17 protein-coding genes are annotated in these 14424 nt (G+C 53.0%); 9 read left to right on the top strand and 8 right to left on the bottom strand.

Features of this window, described 5'->3' with window-relative positions; translation table 11 throughout:
- Positions 1-2 precede the first annotated feature (2 nt).
- Entirely contained in the window at positions 3-842 is an 840-nt protein-coding gene (murI, locus tag AINA4_RS02495; RefSeq protein WP_280799107.1) for a glutamate racemase, read from the bottom strand.
- Entirely contained in the window at positions 835-1116 is a 282-nt protein-coding gene (locus AINA4_RS02490) for a DUF3039 domain-containing protein (protein WP_281641226.1), read from the bottom strand. Before AINA4_RS02490 ends, murI begins: the two co-directional genes overlap by 8 nt.
- A 208-nt stretch (positions 1117-1324) precedes the next feature.
- Between AINA4_RS02490 and AINA4_RS02485 the strand changes: the two genes are divergently transcribed.
- The 3 genes from AINA4_RS02485 to AINA4_RS02475 are packed head-to-tail and all read left to right on the top strand — an operon-like array spanning position 1325 to position 3589.
- Positions 1325-2017, top strand: a complete 693-nt coding sequence (locus tag AINA4_RS02485; RefSeq protein WP_281787373.1) for a phosphocholine cytidylyltransferase family protein — start codon at positions 1325-1327, stop codon at positions 2015-2017.
- 28 nt (positions 2018-2045) lie between these two features.
- Entirely contained in the window at positions 2046-2846 is an 801-nt protein-coding gene (locus AINA4_RS02480; RefSeq protein ID WP_281787372.1) for an ABC transporter permease, read from the top strand.
- On the top strand, positions 2846-3589 hold the full coding sequence (locus AINA4_RS02475; protein ID WP_281787371.1) for an ABC transporter ATP-binding protein: 744 nt from the start codon (positions 2846-2848) through the stop codon (positions 3587-3589). The genes AINA4_RS02480 and AINA4_RS02475 overlap by 1 nt, the downstream gene beginning before the upstream one ends.
- 32 nt (positions 3590-3621) lie before the next feature.
- On the opposite strand, the gene AINA4_RS02470 is transcribed toward AINA4_RS02475, so the two are convergent.
- Both AINA4_RS02470 and AINA4_RS02465 read right to left on the bottom strand, forming a co-directional pair.
- The gene (locus tag AINA4_RS02470) at positions 3622-4806 is read right to left on the bottom strand and encodes an acyl-CoA dehydrogenase family protein (RefSeq protein ID WP_281787370.1); all 1185 of its coding nucleotides are present in this window, start codon (positions 4804-4806) and stop codon (positions 3622-3624) included.
- A 9-nt stretch (positions 4807-4815) separates the two neighbouring features.
- Positions 4816-6003, bottom strand: coding sequence for a CoA transferase (locus AINA4_RS02465; protein WP_281787369.1), 1188 nt, complete (start codon positions 6001-6003; stop codon positions 4816-4818).
- A 128-nt stretch (positions 6004-6131) separates the two neighbouring features.
- Between AINA4_RS02465 and AINA4_RS02460 the strand changes: the two genes are divergently transcribed.
- Positions 6132-6356, top strand: a complete 225-nt coding sequence (locus AINA4_RS02460) for a DUF3107 domain-containing protein (protein WP_096381759.1) — start codon at positions 6132-6134, stop codon at positions 6354-6356.
- 12 nt (positions 6357-6368) lie between these two features.
- Here the strand turns inward: AINA4_RS02460 and AINA4_RS02455 are convergent, their stop codons facing one another.
- Positions 6369-7091: a ferritin-like fold-containing protein gene (locus AINA4_RS02455; RefSeq protein ID WP_281787368.1), complete on the bottom strand. Its 723-nt coding sequence runs from the start codon at positions 7089-7091 to the stop codon at positions 6369-6371.
- Between the two features lie 140 nt (positions 7092-7231).
- Between AINA4_RS02455 and AINA4_RS02450 the strand changes: the two genes are divergently transcribed.
- Positions 7232-8671: a DEAD/DEAH box helicase gene (locus AINA4_RS02450; protein WP_281787367.1), complete on the top strand. Its 1440-nt coding sequence runs from the start codon at positions 7232-7234 to the stop codon at positions 8669-8671.
- Between the two features lie 5 nt (positions 8672-8676).
- The gene (locus AINA4_RS02445) at positions 8677-9378 is read left to right on the top strand and encodes a GAP family protein (protein WP_281787366.1); all 702 of its coding nucleotides are present in this window, start codon (positions 8677-8679) and stop codon (positions 9376-9378) included.
- Here AINA4_RS02445 and AINA4_RS02440 read toward each other — a convergent pair whose 3' ends face one another.
- Complete coding sequence (locus AINA4_RS02440; protein WP_281787365.1) at positions 9379-10326, bottom strand: DMT family transporter; 948 nt, start codon at positions 10324-10326, stop codon at positions 9379-9381.
- 28 nt (positions 10327-10354) lie between these two features.
- On the opposite strand from AINA4_RS02440, the gene AINA4_RS02435 reads away from it, so the two are divergent.
- A complete protein-coding gene (locus AINA4_RS02435; RefSeq protein WP_281787364.1) occupies positions 10355-10702 on the top strand; it encodes a hypothetical protein in 348 nt (115 codons plus the stop codon).
- Here the strand turns inward: AINA4_RS02435 and AINA4_RS02430 are convergent.
- Positions 10690-11559 (bottom strand): PHP domain-containing protein, encoded by an 870-nt coding sequence (locus AINA4_RS02430; protein ID WP_281787363.1) that lies wholly within the window; start codon positions 11557-11559, stop codon positions 10690-10692. The two genes, AINA4_RS02435 and AINA4_RS02430, sit on opposite strands and share 13 nt — an antisense overlap.
- Before the next feature lie 68 nt (positions 11560-11627).
- Between AINA4_RS02430 and AINA4_RS02425 the strand changes: the two genes are divergently transcribed.
- A complete protein-coding gene (locus tag AINA4_RS02425; protein WP_281787362.1) occupies positions 11628-13085 on the top strand; it encodes an aminopeptidase P family protein in 1458 nt (485 codons plus the stop codon).
- Positions 13086-13087: 2 nt separating this feature from the next.
- Positions 13088-13465 carry a hypothetical protein gene (locus AINA4_RS02420; RefSeq protein ID WP_281787361.1) on the top strand — a complete coding sequence of 126 codons (378 nt, stop codon included), beginning with the start codon at positions 13088-13090 and terminating at the stop codon, positions 13463-13465.
- Here AINA4_RS02420 and AINA4_RS02415 read toward each other — a convergent pair.
- Complete coding sequence (locus AINA4_RS02415) at positions 13446-14357, bottom strand: LysR family transcriptional regulator (protein WP_281787360.1); 912 nt, start codon at positions 14355-14357, stop codon at positions 13446-13448. The two genes, AINA4_RS02420 and AINA4_RS02415, sit on opposite strands and share 20 nt — an antisense overlap.
- Positions 14358-14424: the final 67 nt, after the last annotated feature.

Below are 14424 nucleotides of genomic sequence, written 5' to 3'. Positions count from 1 at the left end.
CTTTAGTTGAGGGGAAGATTGATAGCCCCAGTTGGGGTGTAATCCACAGAAACAACCTGGGGACCCAAAAAGAGTGACGATAAGCGAAGAAACTCAGCTGTGTTATCGCCAGTTGCTTCATAAATGTAGGTGGGCGCAGTGGGATCGATGCGGTCTAATTCTCTGGTGACCAATTCCCGGTAGACGTCCTTGGCTGTTTCGTTATCACTGGAGACCAGTCGAACATGATCTCCCATGACGTAAGAGATTGCTCCTCGAAGGAAGGGGTAGTGTGTGCAGCCGAGTACAAGGGTGTCAATGTTGGCGGTGATTAAGGGCTGCAGGTATTCCCTTGCAACTCTCAGGACATCTGCCCCGCTGGTTTGTCCTGCTTCGACAAATTCCACAAATTTGGGGGCTGCCTGAGTGAAGAGTTCCAAATGGGGAGCGGCAGCAAAGGCATCGTTGTATGCCCTGGAGGTGATGGTTGCTGTTGTGCCAATCACACCAATGCGGTTGTTTCGTGTGGCAGCGAGCGCTCCACGAACAGCGGGCTGAATAACTTCAACCACGGGTACGTCGTAGCGTTCGCGTGCATCACGCAGCATGGCCGCGCTGGCTGTATTACACGCAATGACAAGCATTTTGACACCCTGCTCGACCAGCCCGTCCATGACATCGAGTGCGTAGGTGCGCACATCAGCGATGCTTTTGGTGCCGTAAGGCGAATGGGCGGTGTCGCCGATGTAGGTGATTGATTCGTGTGGGAGTGAATCACGAATGGCCCTCGCTACTGTGAGGCCGCCCACACCAGAGTCAAAAATGCCGATAGGTGCATTGCGGTTGAACCGGCCGCTAGTCATCTTTGAGCTTTTCGTAAATCTCTTTGCAGGTTTGGCACACGGGGAACTTCTCTGGGTCGCGTCCAGGCGTCCATTTTTTTCCACACAGTGCGCGAACTGGCTTTCCTGAGAGGGCGGACTTCATGATGTCGTTCTTCTTCACATAATGAGCGAAACGATCGTGATCGCCTTCATCCAATTGCTCGTTACGCAGCAGCTCTTCGAGTTCACGGTCAAGGGTGGCCGTGCCACCACCGGTCTCCAAGGGTGTGCCGTCAGGAAATGTCGAGCTCATATGCCAATTCTATGAGGCGGAAGCCTCCTGAGTGAACCCTGTGAAAAGTGTCACGAAAAGGCAACAAGCGGGCTTAACTTCTGGCTTTTTCGCATGAACGGCGGGTAAACTAAAGGAGACATAACGGGGTGTCGTTCTCATCGACATTTTCTGATGCCCGTTTCTCTTGTTCTTCTGGTGCATCTGACACCACACAAGGAGCTTTATCGTGACTACACAGGTAGTAATTCTTGCCGCTGGCATGGGTAGCCGTCTTGGCCGCTCGCTGCCTAAGCCGCTGACTGAACTCAGCGACGGCCGCACCATCATGCAGCAGCAGATGGAAAACATTCGTCACGCTTTTGGGAACGACGCACACATCACTGTTGTTGTTGGTTACAAGCTTGAGCACATCATCGAGGCTTTCCCTGACGTGAACTTCGTCTACAACGAGCAATACGACACCACCAACACCTCGAAGTCCCTCATGCGTGCTCTGCGTGCATCTAGCAACGGTGGCGTGCTGTGGATGAACGGCGACGTTGTTTTCGATCCAGCTGCTCTCGTGCGTGCGTCTGAACTCATTGTGCGCGACCAGTCTTTTGTGTCGGTGAACACTTCTTCCGTCTCCGACGAAGAGGTCAAGTACACCACCACAGCTGAGGGCTACATCAACGAGTTATCTAAGACCGTCAAGAATGGTCTCGGAGAAGCCGTCGGTATCAACTACATCTCTGCAAAGGACAAGCCCGTTCTGCTGCACCACCTCACCAAGGTCAACGACCAGGACTATTTTGAGCGTGGACTTGAACTGGCTATCGAAAAGGATCGCCTCCTTGTTGAGCCCATGGACATCTCTGACCTCTACGCAGTCGAAATTGACTTTGCAGAGGATCTAGAGCGCGCCAACCTCTTCGTCTAACCTGCGCCTAAGCCGTAGGCTCTAAGTCGTGAGCGCACCTATAGAACAGTCGCCGTATCAACGGTCTGCTTTTGCGCGCTATCGACACGCACTGTGGCTGTTGACTCGTCGTGACCTTAAGGTTCGATACTCGACAAGTGCTCTGGGTTATCTCTGGTCCATTCTTGATCCGCTGATTATGAGCGGAATCTATTGGTTTATTTTCACCCAGGTTTTCCAGCGCGCTGCCGGCACAGAGCCCTACATCGTCTTCTTGCTGGCAGGGTTACTGCCCTGGATGTGGTTCAACAGTGCGGTTTCAGACTCCACGAGAGCATTTATCAAATCAGCAAAACTGGTCCGTTCCACTGCTATCCCGCGCAGCATTTGGGTTGCCAGCATTGTGCTGGGTAAGGGAACCGAATTTCTGTTATCCCTCCCGGTCCTCGCAATCTTTGCCGTTGTCGCCGGTGCACAGCTGGGCTGGGAAGTGGTCTTTTTCCCACTGGCGATTCTTATTCAAGCAATCCTCACCTTTGGAATTGGCTTGATTGTTGCTCCGCTTGTTGTGTTTTTTAGGGATTTGGAACGGGTCATCAAACTGTTTCTCCGTTTCCTGTTCTATGCCTCCCCCATCATCTATGCATTTAGTGATTTGCCTGCCGCAGTGCAGCCATGGATGGCATTCAACCCACTTGCGGGAATTTTTGACCTATACCGGGCTGCCTTCTTCCCTGAAGAGCTCAACTGGAGCGTTGTGGGAATCTCTGCGGCAATGTCGGTGATTATTCTTGGCCTGGGCATCTGGGTGTTCTCCCGTGCTGAGCGCTCTGTATTGAAGGAGATCTAATGAGCTCTCCTTCTGTCATCACGGTGGAAAATGCTGGAATTCGTTTCCGCCGCAACCACAAAGGACGCCGCTCCCTCAAAGATTTGTTTGGCTCCAAAACGCGACGTTCCAAACCCAATGAGTTTTGGGCACTGCGCAATGTGTCATTCACTGTTGCCCCAGGTGAAGCCATCGGTGTGGTGGGTCGAAACGGTCAAGGTAAATCAACTTTGTTGAAGTTAGTTGCCAACGTGCTCATTCCCGATGAAGGACACGTACAAGTTCACGCTGGTGTTGCCCCGCTGATTGAAATCACTGGTGGGTTTGTCGACGACCTCACCGTGCGCGATAACGTCTACCTCACCGCGGGACTGCACGGCATGACTCGGGAACAGGTTGCAGCAAAGTTTGATGACATCATCGACTTTGCAGAAATCGAAGACTTCCTCGACACCCCCTACAAGCACCTCTCTAGCGGCATGAAGGTGCGCCTGGCATTCTCTGTGGTCACCAGCTTGGAAGAACCTGTTCTTCTCGTCGATGAGGTCCTGGCCGTGGGAGATAAGTCTTTCCGGAACAAGTGTTACCGCCGCATCGAAGAAATGCTGGGAGAAGGCCGCACCCTGTTCTTTGTCTCTCACAACGAAGGCGACCTCAAACGTTTTTGTACCCGAGGCCTCTACCTCGACAAGGGCACTCTCAAACTCGATGGTCCCATCATGGATGTCATCAACGCTTACAACGAAGACTACCCAGGCCTATAAAACCTGGGTGGCTTCAGCTCAGAACTCTGGGGTTAGCTAAACGCGTTCAACCTTGTCAGAGCACGACCAATCACCAGCTGGTGAATTTCATCCGTGCCCTCATAGGTGCGCACAGCCTCAAGGTTGGCCATGTGTCGCATCACAGGGAATTCGCCAGTGATGCCATCGCCACCAAGAATCGTGCGAGCTTCGCGGGCAATCTTGAGTGCTTCTCTGACGCTATTGAGTTTGCCCACACTAATTTGTGCGAGGTTCAAGGTTCCCGCATCCTTCTGACGGCCAATGTGCAGTGCGAGCAGAACACCCTTCTCGTATTCGAGAGTCATATCTGCCAACTTGGCTTGAGTGATCTGGAAAGAACCAATAGCTTTGCCAAAGACTTCACGCTCTTTCGAGCGGGAGATAGCGGCGTCTAGACAGGCGCGGGCTGCTCCCATGGCACCCCAGATGATGCCGTAGCGGGCTTCGTTCAGGCATCCAAAGGGTCCAGACAATCCCTGTGCTCCCGGCAGAATTGCGTCAGCAGGGAGGCGGACATCAGTCAATTCGATATCGCATTGAATTGAGGCACGCATAGCGAGTTTGCCATCAATGGCGGTTGCGACGAATCCGGGGGTGTCAGTGGGAACTATAAATCCTCGAACCCCCTCATCGGTCATGGCCCACACGATGCACAAATCAGCCAGGGTGGCTAAACCAATCCAGCGCTTAGCTCCATTGAGAACCCAGGTGTCTCCTTCGAGCACTGCTGTGGTTTTCATGTTTGCAGGATCACTACCGCCGTGGGGCTCGGTCAGACCAAAGCAACCCAGCTTCTCACCCTTGGCCATTTGTGGCAGCCAGTAATTCTTCTGTTCTTCGGTGCCATATTTCGAAATAGCCGACATAGCAAGCGAACCTTGGACCGAAACAAAAGTTCGCCATCCACTGTCAACCGCTTCCATCTCAAGACACACAAGTCCGTAGCTGACCGCGGAAGCACCGGCGCAGCCATAGCCTTTGATGTGCATTCCGAGGAAGCCTTGCTGAGCAATGAGGGGAATGAGTTCCTTGCGGAAATACTTCTTATCGAAATCGTCCTCAATCACGGGACGGATTTCTGTCTGAGCAAAGTCACGGGCCTTCATTGCCCACTCTTTTTCTTCTGGGCTCAGCAGCGCGTGGAAGTCAAAGACCTCATCAGCGAGAGATACGTCAGGATATTTAGCGGTGCTCATCTGATTTCCTTACTGTGTATCGATTGACGAAAGCCAACCGACCTTTTCACTATGCTCTCCCAATGCTGGTGGAGCAAGCCTGTAGGTCGCTTCACGACCTGGAATATGAATGGGGTTAGTCACTTGTTTTGTGCTGTGGGAACCCTGGGGGTAGGCGATGTCCACTACAGCTTTGAGCCCCAGATCATTGGCAAAGTCGAAGGCCTCAGGAATGGTGTTGACCAAACCAGCAGGAACTCCTTCCCCGCTGAGCAGCGCAACCCAGTGCGATCCGGGTTCTGTAACTAAGACCTTTTCGAGTTCTTTGCGCAACTCAATTCGATGTGTTGCGCGACTGGGGTTATCAGCGAAGCGATGATCTGTAGACAGTTCCTCGCGGCCCAACAAACTCACGAGGGTCTGGAACTGCCTATCGTTACCCACAGCAATCAAAAGTGGACGATCCTCGGCATCGAAGAGTTCATACGGGGCAATGCTGGGATGTGCATTGCCGAGGCGTTGTGGAGTTACTCCTGCATTGAGTGCCGCACCAGCTTGATTCGTGAGGGCACTGAGCAAACTGGTCAGCAGATCAACCTCGACAAGTTGGCCACTCCAACTTTCCGCAGGAGCATCATCGCGGGCCTTGAGCGCGAGCAAAATTCCCTGAACGGCATTCATGCCAGTCAGGATGTCCACAAGCGCAACACCAACCTTGGTGGGCCCTCCATCCTGTGGGCCAGTAATGCTCATCAGGCCACCAACTGCTTGGACGAGCAGGTCATATCCCGCAAGGGAGGCCCCTTTGCCGCTTCCAAAACCAGTAATGGAGCAGTAAATAATTCCTGGGTTTATTTTTTTTGCCTGTTCAAAATCAAACCCCAATTTGGTCATCACACCGGGGCGGAAATTTTCAATCACAACATCCGCCATGGCAAGAAGTTCAGTGACGTGAGCACGACCTTCTTCGCTACGTAAATCGATCACAACAGAACGCTTGTTGCGGTTCACGCTCGAAAAATAGGTGGAGACACCTTGCTCGTCGGCTGGAGGCAACCACGCCCTGGTGTCATCCCCGCTGTCGCTTTCTACTTTGATGACATCGGCACCAAAATCTGCCAAGGTCATCGTGGCATAGGGGCCAGCGAGTACTCGAGAGAAATCAAGCACTCGCAAACCGGAAAGTATGCCGCCCTGATGAGCGGAAGCTGTTGCCATAACGCTTATCTTACGGGCCCAAATAATGTTGTGACAGTTACTCTGTTGGCGAAAGCAGGCCCTTCCAGCTTGGGCACACACTGCTTATGTCATAGTGTTGGCTTGTTCGATACCAGAAAGGTCTTCTCATGGAAATTCGCATCGGCATGATCAACACTTCCCGCGAAATTGGCTTGGAGACCAGCTCTTCTGTTGCAGAGGTTGAAGCACTCGTTGCAGATGCTCTCACCGGCAAGACTCCCCTGCTCAAGCTTTCTGATGAGAAGGGCAAGGTTTACCTCGTCTCATCAGCAAACATTGCTTTTGTTGAGGTGGGTTCTGACCAGTCCCGCCGAGTCGGCTTCGTCGGCTAACGCCAACTTTTCTTAGGCTGTCAGGCCTAATTCGTCCATGCGGCGCGAGTGCGCGGCAATGAGGTCAGTAAAGACTGGCTCTAGGCGCTGTTCGTCGTCATCGTGGTTGCCAGAAAGTTGCAGTGCTGAGCGCGCCACAAGCTGAGTATCACCAACTAGGCGACGTCCCCACAGTGCCAACTGTGATGCAAGTTTGGGATCAGCAGCAATCCCTTCTTTGAGCAGATTCACAATCACATCAGCAGTTCGATCGGTTTCAAGAATCTCCTCAACACAAGGACGAAGTGCTTTAGGTAGACCACTCACAAGACGAACAAAGAAGTCGTCGAGGAAACCCGCGGTGAGATACACACCCAGCAACATTTCATACCAGTTACGGCCTGAGGTGAGTTCTTCAAAGGTGTCAATGGCTGGAGCAAAGGGTGCCATAGCCACTGCTGGGTCAACTTTCTTCTTGCGAAGTTCAGCAACCAAACCGTGGTGTTTAGCTAAAACCTCTCCCGCTGCAGCGCTGAGTCCCTCTTTAGCTTCTAGGTTGGGAGCTGCGGTCACAGCGCGGGTGAGAGATTCGAAGACAGCGAGTTCAAAATAAGCAACCTGCCCCAAATATGGCACCACATCAGGGGTCATATCTGAGAGATCTACCTTGTCTTCACGCTCAACCTTCTCTTGACGAGGTTTGAGGGTAGGGGCAACGACACGTCGCTTGCGAAGACCGAACCATGAAAAGACCACGTATCAAGCCTATTCCCTTGCGAGCATATGAGCGAGACGCCGATAGGCTTAGAAGGTCGCTACCGGCATCGGATCGGTAGCCCTACGCCTGGGTGACGAATAAAAAGGCGTAGAACCTTTTTAACACGACAGGCACACACGTGACTTTTGCAGATTTAAACATTGACGCTGACATCGTTGAAGCGTTGGCTTCTCGGGGAATAGTTGAACCGTTCCCGATTCAGGAACAAACCATCCCCCTTGCTCTGGGCGGCCAAGACATTATTGGTCAGGCCAAAACCGGTACCGGTAAGACCTTTGGTTTTGGCTTGCCAATTATTCAACGCCTCGGAACCAACCCCGGCCCCGGCGTAAAGGTGCTCGTAGTTGTACCCACCCGAGAGTTGTGTGTTCAGGTCGCTGAAGACATGGAACTGGCTACCTCCAACCGTGAAACCAAGGTTGTCTCCATCTACGGCGGCAAGTCTTATGAGGGCCAAGTTGAACAGCTCAAGGCTGGTGCCCAGATTGTGGTGGGAACCCCGGGACGTTTGCTCGACCTCGCCAATCAGCGTCTGTTGAGCCTGTCCGAAATTCAAGAAATTGTGCTCGATGAAGCAGACAAGATGTTAGATCTCGGCTTCTTGGCAGATATTGAGAAGATCTTCTCGCAGACTCCTCCCAAGCGTCACACCATGCTCTTCTCAGCCACGATGCCAGGACCCATTGTGGCTCTGGCTCGTCGATTCATGAATAGCCCTATTCATATTCGTGCAACTGATCCAGATGAGGGTCTTACTCAAGCGAACATCAAGCACGTCATTTATCGCGCCCACAACATGGACAAAGATGAGGTCATTGCCCGCATTCTGCAGGCAGAAGGCCGTGGCAAGACCGTCATCTTCACACGCACAAAGCGTGCAGCCTCACGCTTGGTCGAAGAACTCACCGACCGAGGCTTCCCTGCTGTGGCGGTGCACGGTGACCTCAACCAGGAACAACGTGAACGTGGCATGGCACAGTTCAAGTCGGGCAAGAAAGACATCCTCATCGCCACCGACGTTGCCGCTCGCGGTATTGATGTGGATGACGTGACTCACGTGATCAACCACACCATTCCTGATGAAGATCAAACCTATTTGCACCGCGCCGGCCGAACCGGTCGCGCTGGGAAAACTGGTACCGCAGTCACCTTCGTGGACTGGGAAGACCTCCACAAATGGTCACTGATCAACAAGGCTCTCGAGTTTGGTCAGCCTGAACCAACCGAGACCTACTCTTCCTCGCCACACCTCTACACAGACCTCAATATCCCTGCAGATGCGAAGGGTCGACTCAAGTCCACTCCTCCGACCAAGACGGCAGAAGGCCACACTGGTCGTCAACGTGAAGGCCAGGGTGGTCAGAAGTCAGGTGGCGGTGAGCGAAACCGTCGTCGAACAAACAACCCACCTAAGCACGTCAGCCCTGAGGGCAGCCACGGCATAGCCGGTGGAGCACACGATGGCCGCGGAGACGAACACCATGACGGAAACAACCCGTCGCGCACACGCAATCGCACCCGTCGCCGTGGCCCAGGTTTGGGCTCAACTCAGGGCTAATTTTTATGGGTAAGGAAGAAATAGAGTTACTTTTCCGAGTGATTCCGTTGGCTATTGGCGCCGCCTTCACTCCCTCACTCTTCGGACTGCAACTTGTGGCAGCAGTTTCTCCGCGGTGGATATCCCGAACAATTGCGACGGGAGTTGGTGCCGGGCTTGCTTTCGCAATCGCTATTTCTCTCTTATTGTTCGGGTTTGCTTCGTTACCTGCGGATAACAGAGGCCAAGATTCGCCGCTCAGTGGAGCTATTTGGCTGATTGTCGGCATCGTGTTGGGCGCATCAGCAACCTGGTTGTTTATGCCTCACCCAGAACTTGCCAAGAGTTCCGAAATGCGTCTCACCGCGGGCCTCAATAAAGCCCGCCCAATCACCTTTTTCGGCGTTGCTTTTGCTCTGAGCATTAAGGACGTCACTAGCTTTGCCCTCCTCATTCCCGCTTTGCATGACATAGCAGCAAGCAAAGTGGATTTGTGGTTCAAAATTCCAACAGCGCTTCTGGTTTATCTCATCGCCTTAATCGGGGTAATCTTGCCACCGATTTGGAGACTCATTCGTGGCGAACGAGCCGAAGAATTATTAGACAAAATGTTCCGCTTCACCATGGATCATCAATTCAAAATCTTGGGTGTTGTGGCCGTCTTCTTTGCTCTTTACTGCATCATCATTGCTGCAGGCACTGGCAAATTCGGCTGGATTCACTGGTAGCTATGTCGTACTCGCAGTTTTCACGCGAGCCCGAACGGCAACCCCTGCACACGCGATAACTGCAGCAGCTGCAACCCACTCGGCGAAACCTACACTCTCGCCAAAAAACAGTGCTGCCCACATAATCGTCAAAAGTGGTTGTAGTAGTTGAATCTGACTCACTGACGCCATGGGCCCAATAGCGAGTCCTCGATACCAGGCAAAGAATCCTAGATACATCGAGATCACCGCGATATAGGCAAAACCAATCCACGCTAGGGCGGGGACACCTTCCCAATCCAAGCCAGAGACACTCGTGATGGCCATGGGCAACATCACAGGCAATGCAACGATCAGTGCCCAACTAATGGTTTGCCATGATCCAATTTCTCGAGAAAGAATGCCGCCTTCGGCATAACCAATTGCTGCCATCACCACTGCAGCCAAGAAGAACACATCACCCAGCTCGAGTGAGAATCCGGCTCCTGATGTGAGTCCTGAGAAGACAACAACTGATATTGCCCCAAGTATCGATGCGACCCAAAAGGTTTTCGAGGGGCGTTCTTTGCCCCGAATGACAGCAGCGACTGCCGTTGCTGCGGGGAGTAAACCAATCACCACGGCACCGTGTGAGGCTGGAGCATGCTCAAGCGCGAAGGAGGTGAAAAACGGGAAGCCCACCACAACCCCGAGCGCAACAATTCCCAATCGAACCCACTGCATTCCGCGTGGGAGAGCGGAGCGCGTCACCGCGAGGACAACTGCAGCAATAACTGCCGCAACTGCAGCCCGGCCAGCACCCAGAAAGACCGGAGGGAATCCCAGCAAAGCAATCTTTGTCATGGGCAAAGAGAAAGAGAAGGAAGCAATACCAATAAAGCCAAAAATGAGGCCGGCATATTTCTTACCAAAAGATATGTTTTCTACTGCAGAACGATGACCGGGGGTCACTGTACTGTGATTAGGCATACTGTTCACTCTATTTGGAAGCCGACCTATGTACGCCGTCCAGTTCATATTTAATCCTGGAACCTACGATGACGAGTTCCATGTCCTCGATGACTCAATAGAACAGTTCGTCGCTGAGCTTCCCGGTTTTTTGGGTGTGGAAAAGTGGGTTAAACCCGAGACGGATATCAAGAATTCGATTTACTACTTCGAAACTAAAGAAGCACTTACTGAACTAGCCCGATTTGGAAATCATCGTGAAGCAAAAGGGAAAGTTGCTCGCTGGTATGACGGTTATCAGGTAGTGATCACAGAAGTTATTGCCGCCTACGGTGACGGCAACATTCCCAGTATTGCTTCAGCCGTTAAGGGCAAATCTGCCTTTTACTCTGGATAGCTCGGTTCAGAACCTGTTCCTTGCTCGATAATTCGTGCAAGCATTTCAGGTGAAGTGGTGTTCTCTCCTGGCTGGTTGGGTTTACCTGTGCCGTGGTAGTCGCTGGAACCGGTGATAATCAGACCGCGCTCCACACACAGTTCACGAAGAATCGTTTTGCCGGGTTCCATATTTTCCCGGTGTTCAATTTCGTAACCGCCCAGACCTGCTTCAATCAGGCGATCGATGTATTCCATTGGAGCTACGCGTCCCTTTGTGGTGGGGTGAGCCATCACAGGAACACCACCGGCAGCTCTAATCAGTTTCACGGCAGAAACAGGGTCGAGGGCATATTGGGAGACGTAGTACGGGCCATCTTTGGAAAGAATTCCTGAGAATGCTTCACTGCGTTCAGAAATAATGCCTCGAGCAACCAAAGCATCAGCAAGGTGAGGGCGACCTACAGATTTCCCGGAGACTGAGACCTGCTCGAGTACGTGTTCCCAGGTGATGTCGTAGTCTGCGGAGACGTTTTCTGTCATTTGGCGAAGACGATTTTCGCGGTCGCTTTGGAGCTTCTTGAGCTCGTGAACCAAAGGTGCATAGTTGGGGTCGAACAGATAGGCCAGGATGTGGATGCTGCCGTGTTCAATACGAGATGTGAACTCCATACCTGGGATGAAAGTCATCCCCAAACGCAGGCATTCTTCACTCGCTTCATCCCAGCCTGCAGTGGTGTCGTGGTCTGTCAACGCCATAGTGCGCACACCAGCAGAGTGTGCCTCACGCACCACCTCAGTTGGTGAGCCAGTCCCGTCTGAAACATTGCTGTGGAGGTGCAAGTCGATTGGACTTTGGGCTCGTAAAAAAGCTTCCACCCTTTCACTCTATGCCTGGCTGGGGACAAGCTGAGACTTTTCCCACCATACGGTGACAGACTAGAAGCATGAACGCGGAAGATGCCCAGCACGAAGCCCCTCTCGGCACTGAAAACAGGTCGACAACTCCGGCATCAGATACTTTCCAGAAATACATCGGGAGCAACTGGGCAGATCGGCCAGAGCAGATTCCCTCACCGCGTGAACAGGCCTCCTATGCCGCTGCGCGTCGTGAGGCACTGAGCAAAGCTCACCCGGGAAAGCGCATTGTAATTCCTGCCGGGCCAATGAAACGTCGTAGTAATGACACCTTCTATCCGTACCGTGCTGATTCAGCATTTAGTTGGCTAACCGGTTGGGGTTCAGACAGCGAACCTGATTCTGTGTTGGTGATGGAACCTACTGCCACAGGTCACACAGCAACTTTGTATTTCCGCGAGCGCGCAGGTCGTGATTCGGATGAGTTTTATGCAAACAGTGACATTGGTGAGTTTTGGATAGGCCCACGGCCTTCCTTAGTTCAGGTTGCCGGTGATCTGGGTATTTCAACCAAGCACCTCGATGAGCTTCCGGAAGCAGACAAGTCCGTGACCGAAATTTCTGAGGACCTTGCTCGCGATCTTTCCGAGATGCGTCTGGTCAAGGACGAGTATGAAATCTCGGAAATGCGCGAAGCAGTAGCCTCCAGTATTCGCGGGTTTGCAGATATTGCTCGTGTTCTGCCAGCAGTTGCTGGGAATACTCGCGGAGAGCGTCTCGTCGAGGGAGCTTTTGCCTCCCGCGCTCGGTTGGAGGGTAATGGTGTTGGTTACAGCACTATTGCTGCCAGTGGTGCGCATGCCTGCATCTTGCACTGGGTCACTAACGACGGCATTGTGAATGAGGGCGACCTCATTCTCATTGATGCAGGTGTTGAACGCGACAGCTATTACACCGCTGATGTGACGCGAACACTGCCCGTCAGTGGCACCTTTACCCCAGTTCAGCGCAAGGTTTATGAAGCCGTGCGCGAGGCCGCAGATGCTGCCTTCGCCATTGTGAAGCCGGGGATTACTTTCCGTGATGTGCACAACACCGCGATGGCTGTTATTGCCCAGAAAACCGCAGAGTGGGGTCTTCTTCCTGTCACTGCCGAAGAGGCACTTCTTCCCGAAAACCAGCATCACCGGCGTTATATGGTGCATGGAACCAGTCACCACCTCGGTATTGATGTGCACGACTGTGCTCAAGCCCGCCGTGAAATGTATATGGACGGCATCGTGAAGGAAGGCATGATCTTCACGATTGAACCTGGCCTGTATTTCCAGCCCGATGACCTTACTGTCCCCGAGGAATATCGCGGAATCGGTGTGCGCATCGAGGACGATATTTTGGTGACCGCCACCGGTGCGGAAAACCTGACCATTGCACTTCCTCGAACAGCAGATGACGTTGAGGCCTGGCTCGCCCCCCATGTGGCGGCAACCAAGGCAGCTAAAGCAGCGCAACTCAAAGCAGGGTCACTGGCCAAGAAGAAGCGGAAGTAACTATGACCAAGCGCGGTGTTGGTAGTTGGATAGTCATTGCGCTGTTAGGTCTCAGCGGTTTTCTCCACCTTGTTACTCCTCAAGGATTTCTGTGGTTGATGCCACCCGAATTGGGCGAAGGAGTCAACCTCGGCGTTGTCTATGTCAGTGGCGTGGTCGAGCTGGTGTGTGTTGTCGGCCTTCTCCTGAGAGCGCGGTGGGCACCCACGGTCACTGTGCTGACTCTGCTCGCTATCTGGCCTGCCAATATTTGGTTTGCCTTCAGCACGATCGGGGCCGGGAACACCCTGTTGACTGTTATCGCGTTTGTTCGTCTGCCTTTGCAGCTGTTGTTGCTGTGGTGGGCGTGGAAGTCTCCGGTTAACGCGCGGCTGGGTTAACCAGTTCAGCAGTTCTTGAGAGAACATCCCGACAGACCTGAATAGCGGGGCTTCCCGCACTAGCTCGGCGTGCTGCCGTGAACACTGTTCTGAGCGGGTTGCCGGGAAGATCAATGAGATCAACGGTCACCTTTCGTCCAACCCAGGCAAGACCTGTCAGGAGCGCAACGGCGTTACCGGACTCGACCAAGCGGATGTGGGCTTGAATGTCGGCAGTTTCAAATTGCACATCAGGTTCAAAACCTGCTTGGCGGCAGGCTTGTTCTGCCCAGTGACGCGATGCCGTTCCGCGTGGCTCCATGACCCAGGGAAGCCCAGCAGTGTCAGCAAGTGACGAAATCGAATGTTCTGCCCTGAGTTTCGAGGAGACACCTAGTCGTATGGGGTCAGTTGTGAGATCAATACGATCCAACTCGGGATGCCGAGCAGCAGCATGGCCGGGATATTGCTCAGCAATAACCAAGTCATAGTCTCTTGCCCATGTGGCATGCAGTGCTGCTTCTGGTTCTTGCTGGGTTATTTCTAAACGAAGCTGCGGATGTTCTTTCTTTAATAGCGTCAATGCCTCTGGAAGTAATGCCAGGGCTGCTGATTGGAAAAGGGCGAGTCGAACTAAACCGGCAGGGCGCTCCAGCGACGTCGTGATTTCTGATTCTGCTTGCTCGAGCACTTCCAGCACCGTGGAGGTGTGACTGACGAGAATCTCTGCTTGCGGCGTCAAGATAACCCGGCGTCCACTCTTGCGCAGCAAGGGGACGCCCACCTCTTTCTCCAAGAGCGCGAGTTGTTGAGACACAGCAGAAGGGCTGTAGTTGAGGGCCTCAGCTACCTCGGCCAGGGTGCCGCGTAGCTTGACCTCTCGCAGCAGACGAAGTCGTCGCAGATCAAGCATGAGCACCTCTCAATAGTTAAGTAATACTAATGAGTAATAGTAACTAATGTGCGCTTTATCTAAACTC

It is taken from the genome of Aurantimicrobium sp. INA4 (genome assembly GCF_027924525.1).
Classification (GTDB): Bacteria; Actinomycetota; Actinomycetes; order Actinomycetales; family Microbacteriaceae; genus Aurantimicrobium.
The sequence above is the reverse complement of the archived record's forward strand: the minus strand, read 5'-3'. Positions and strand labels throughout refer to the sequence as shown.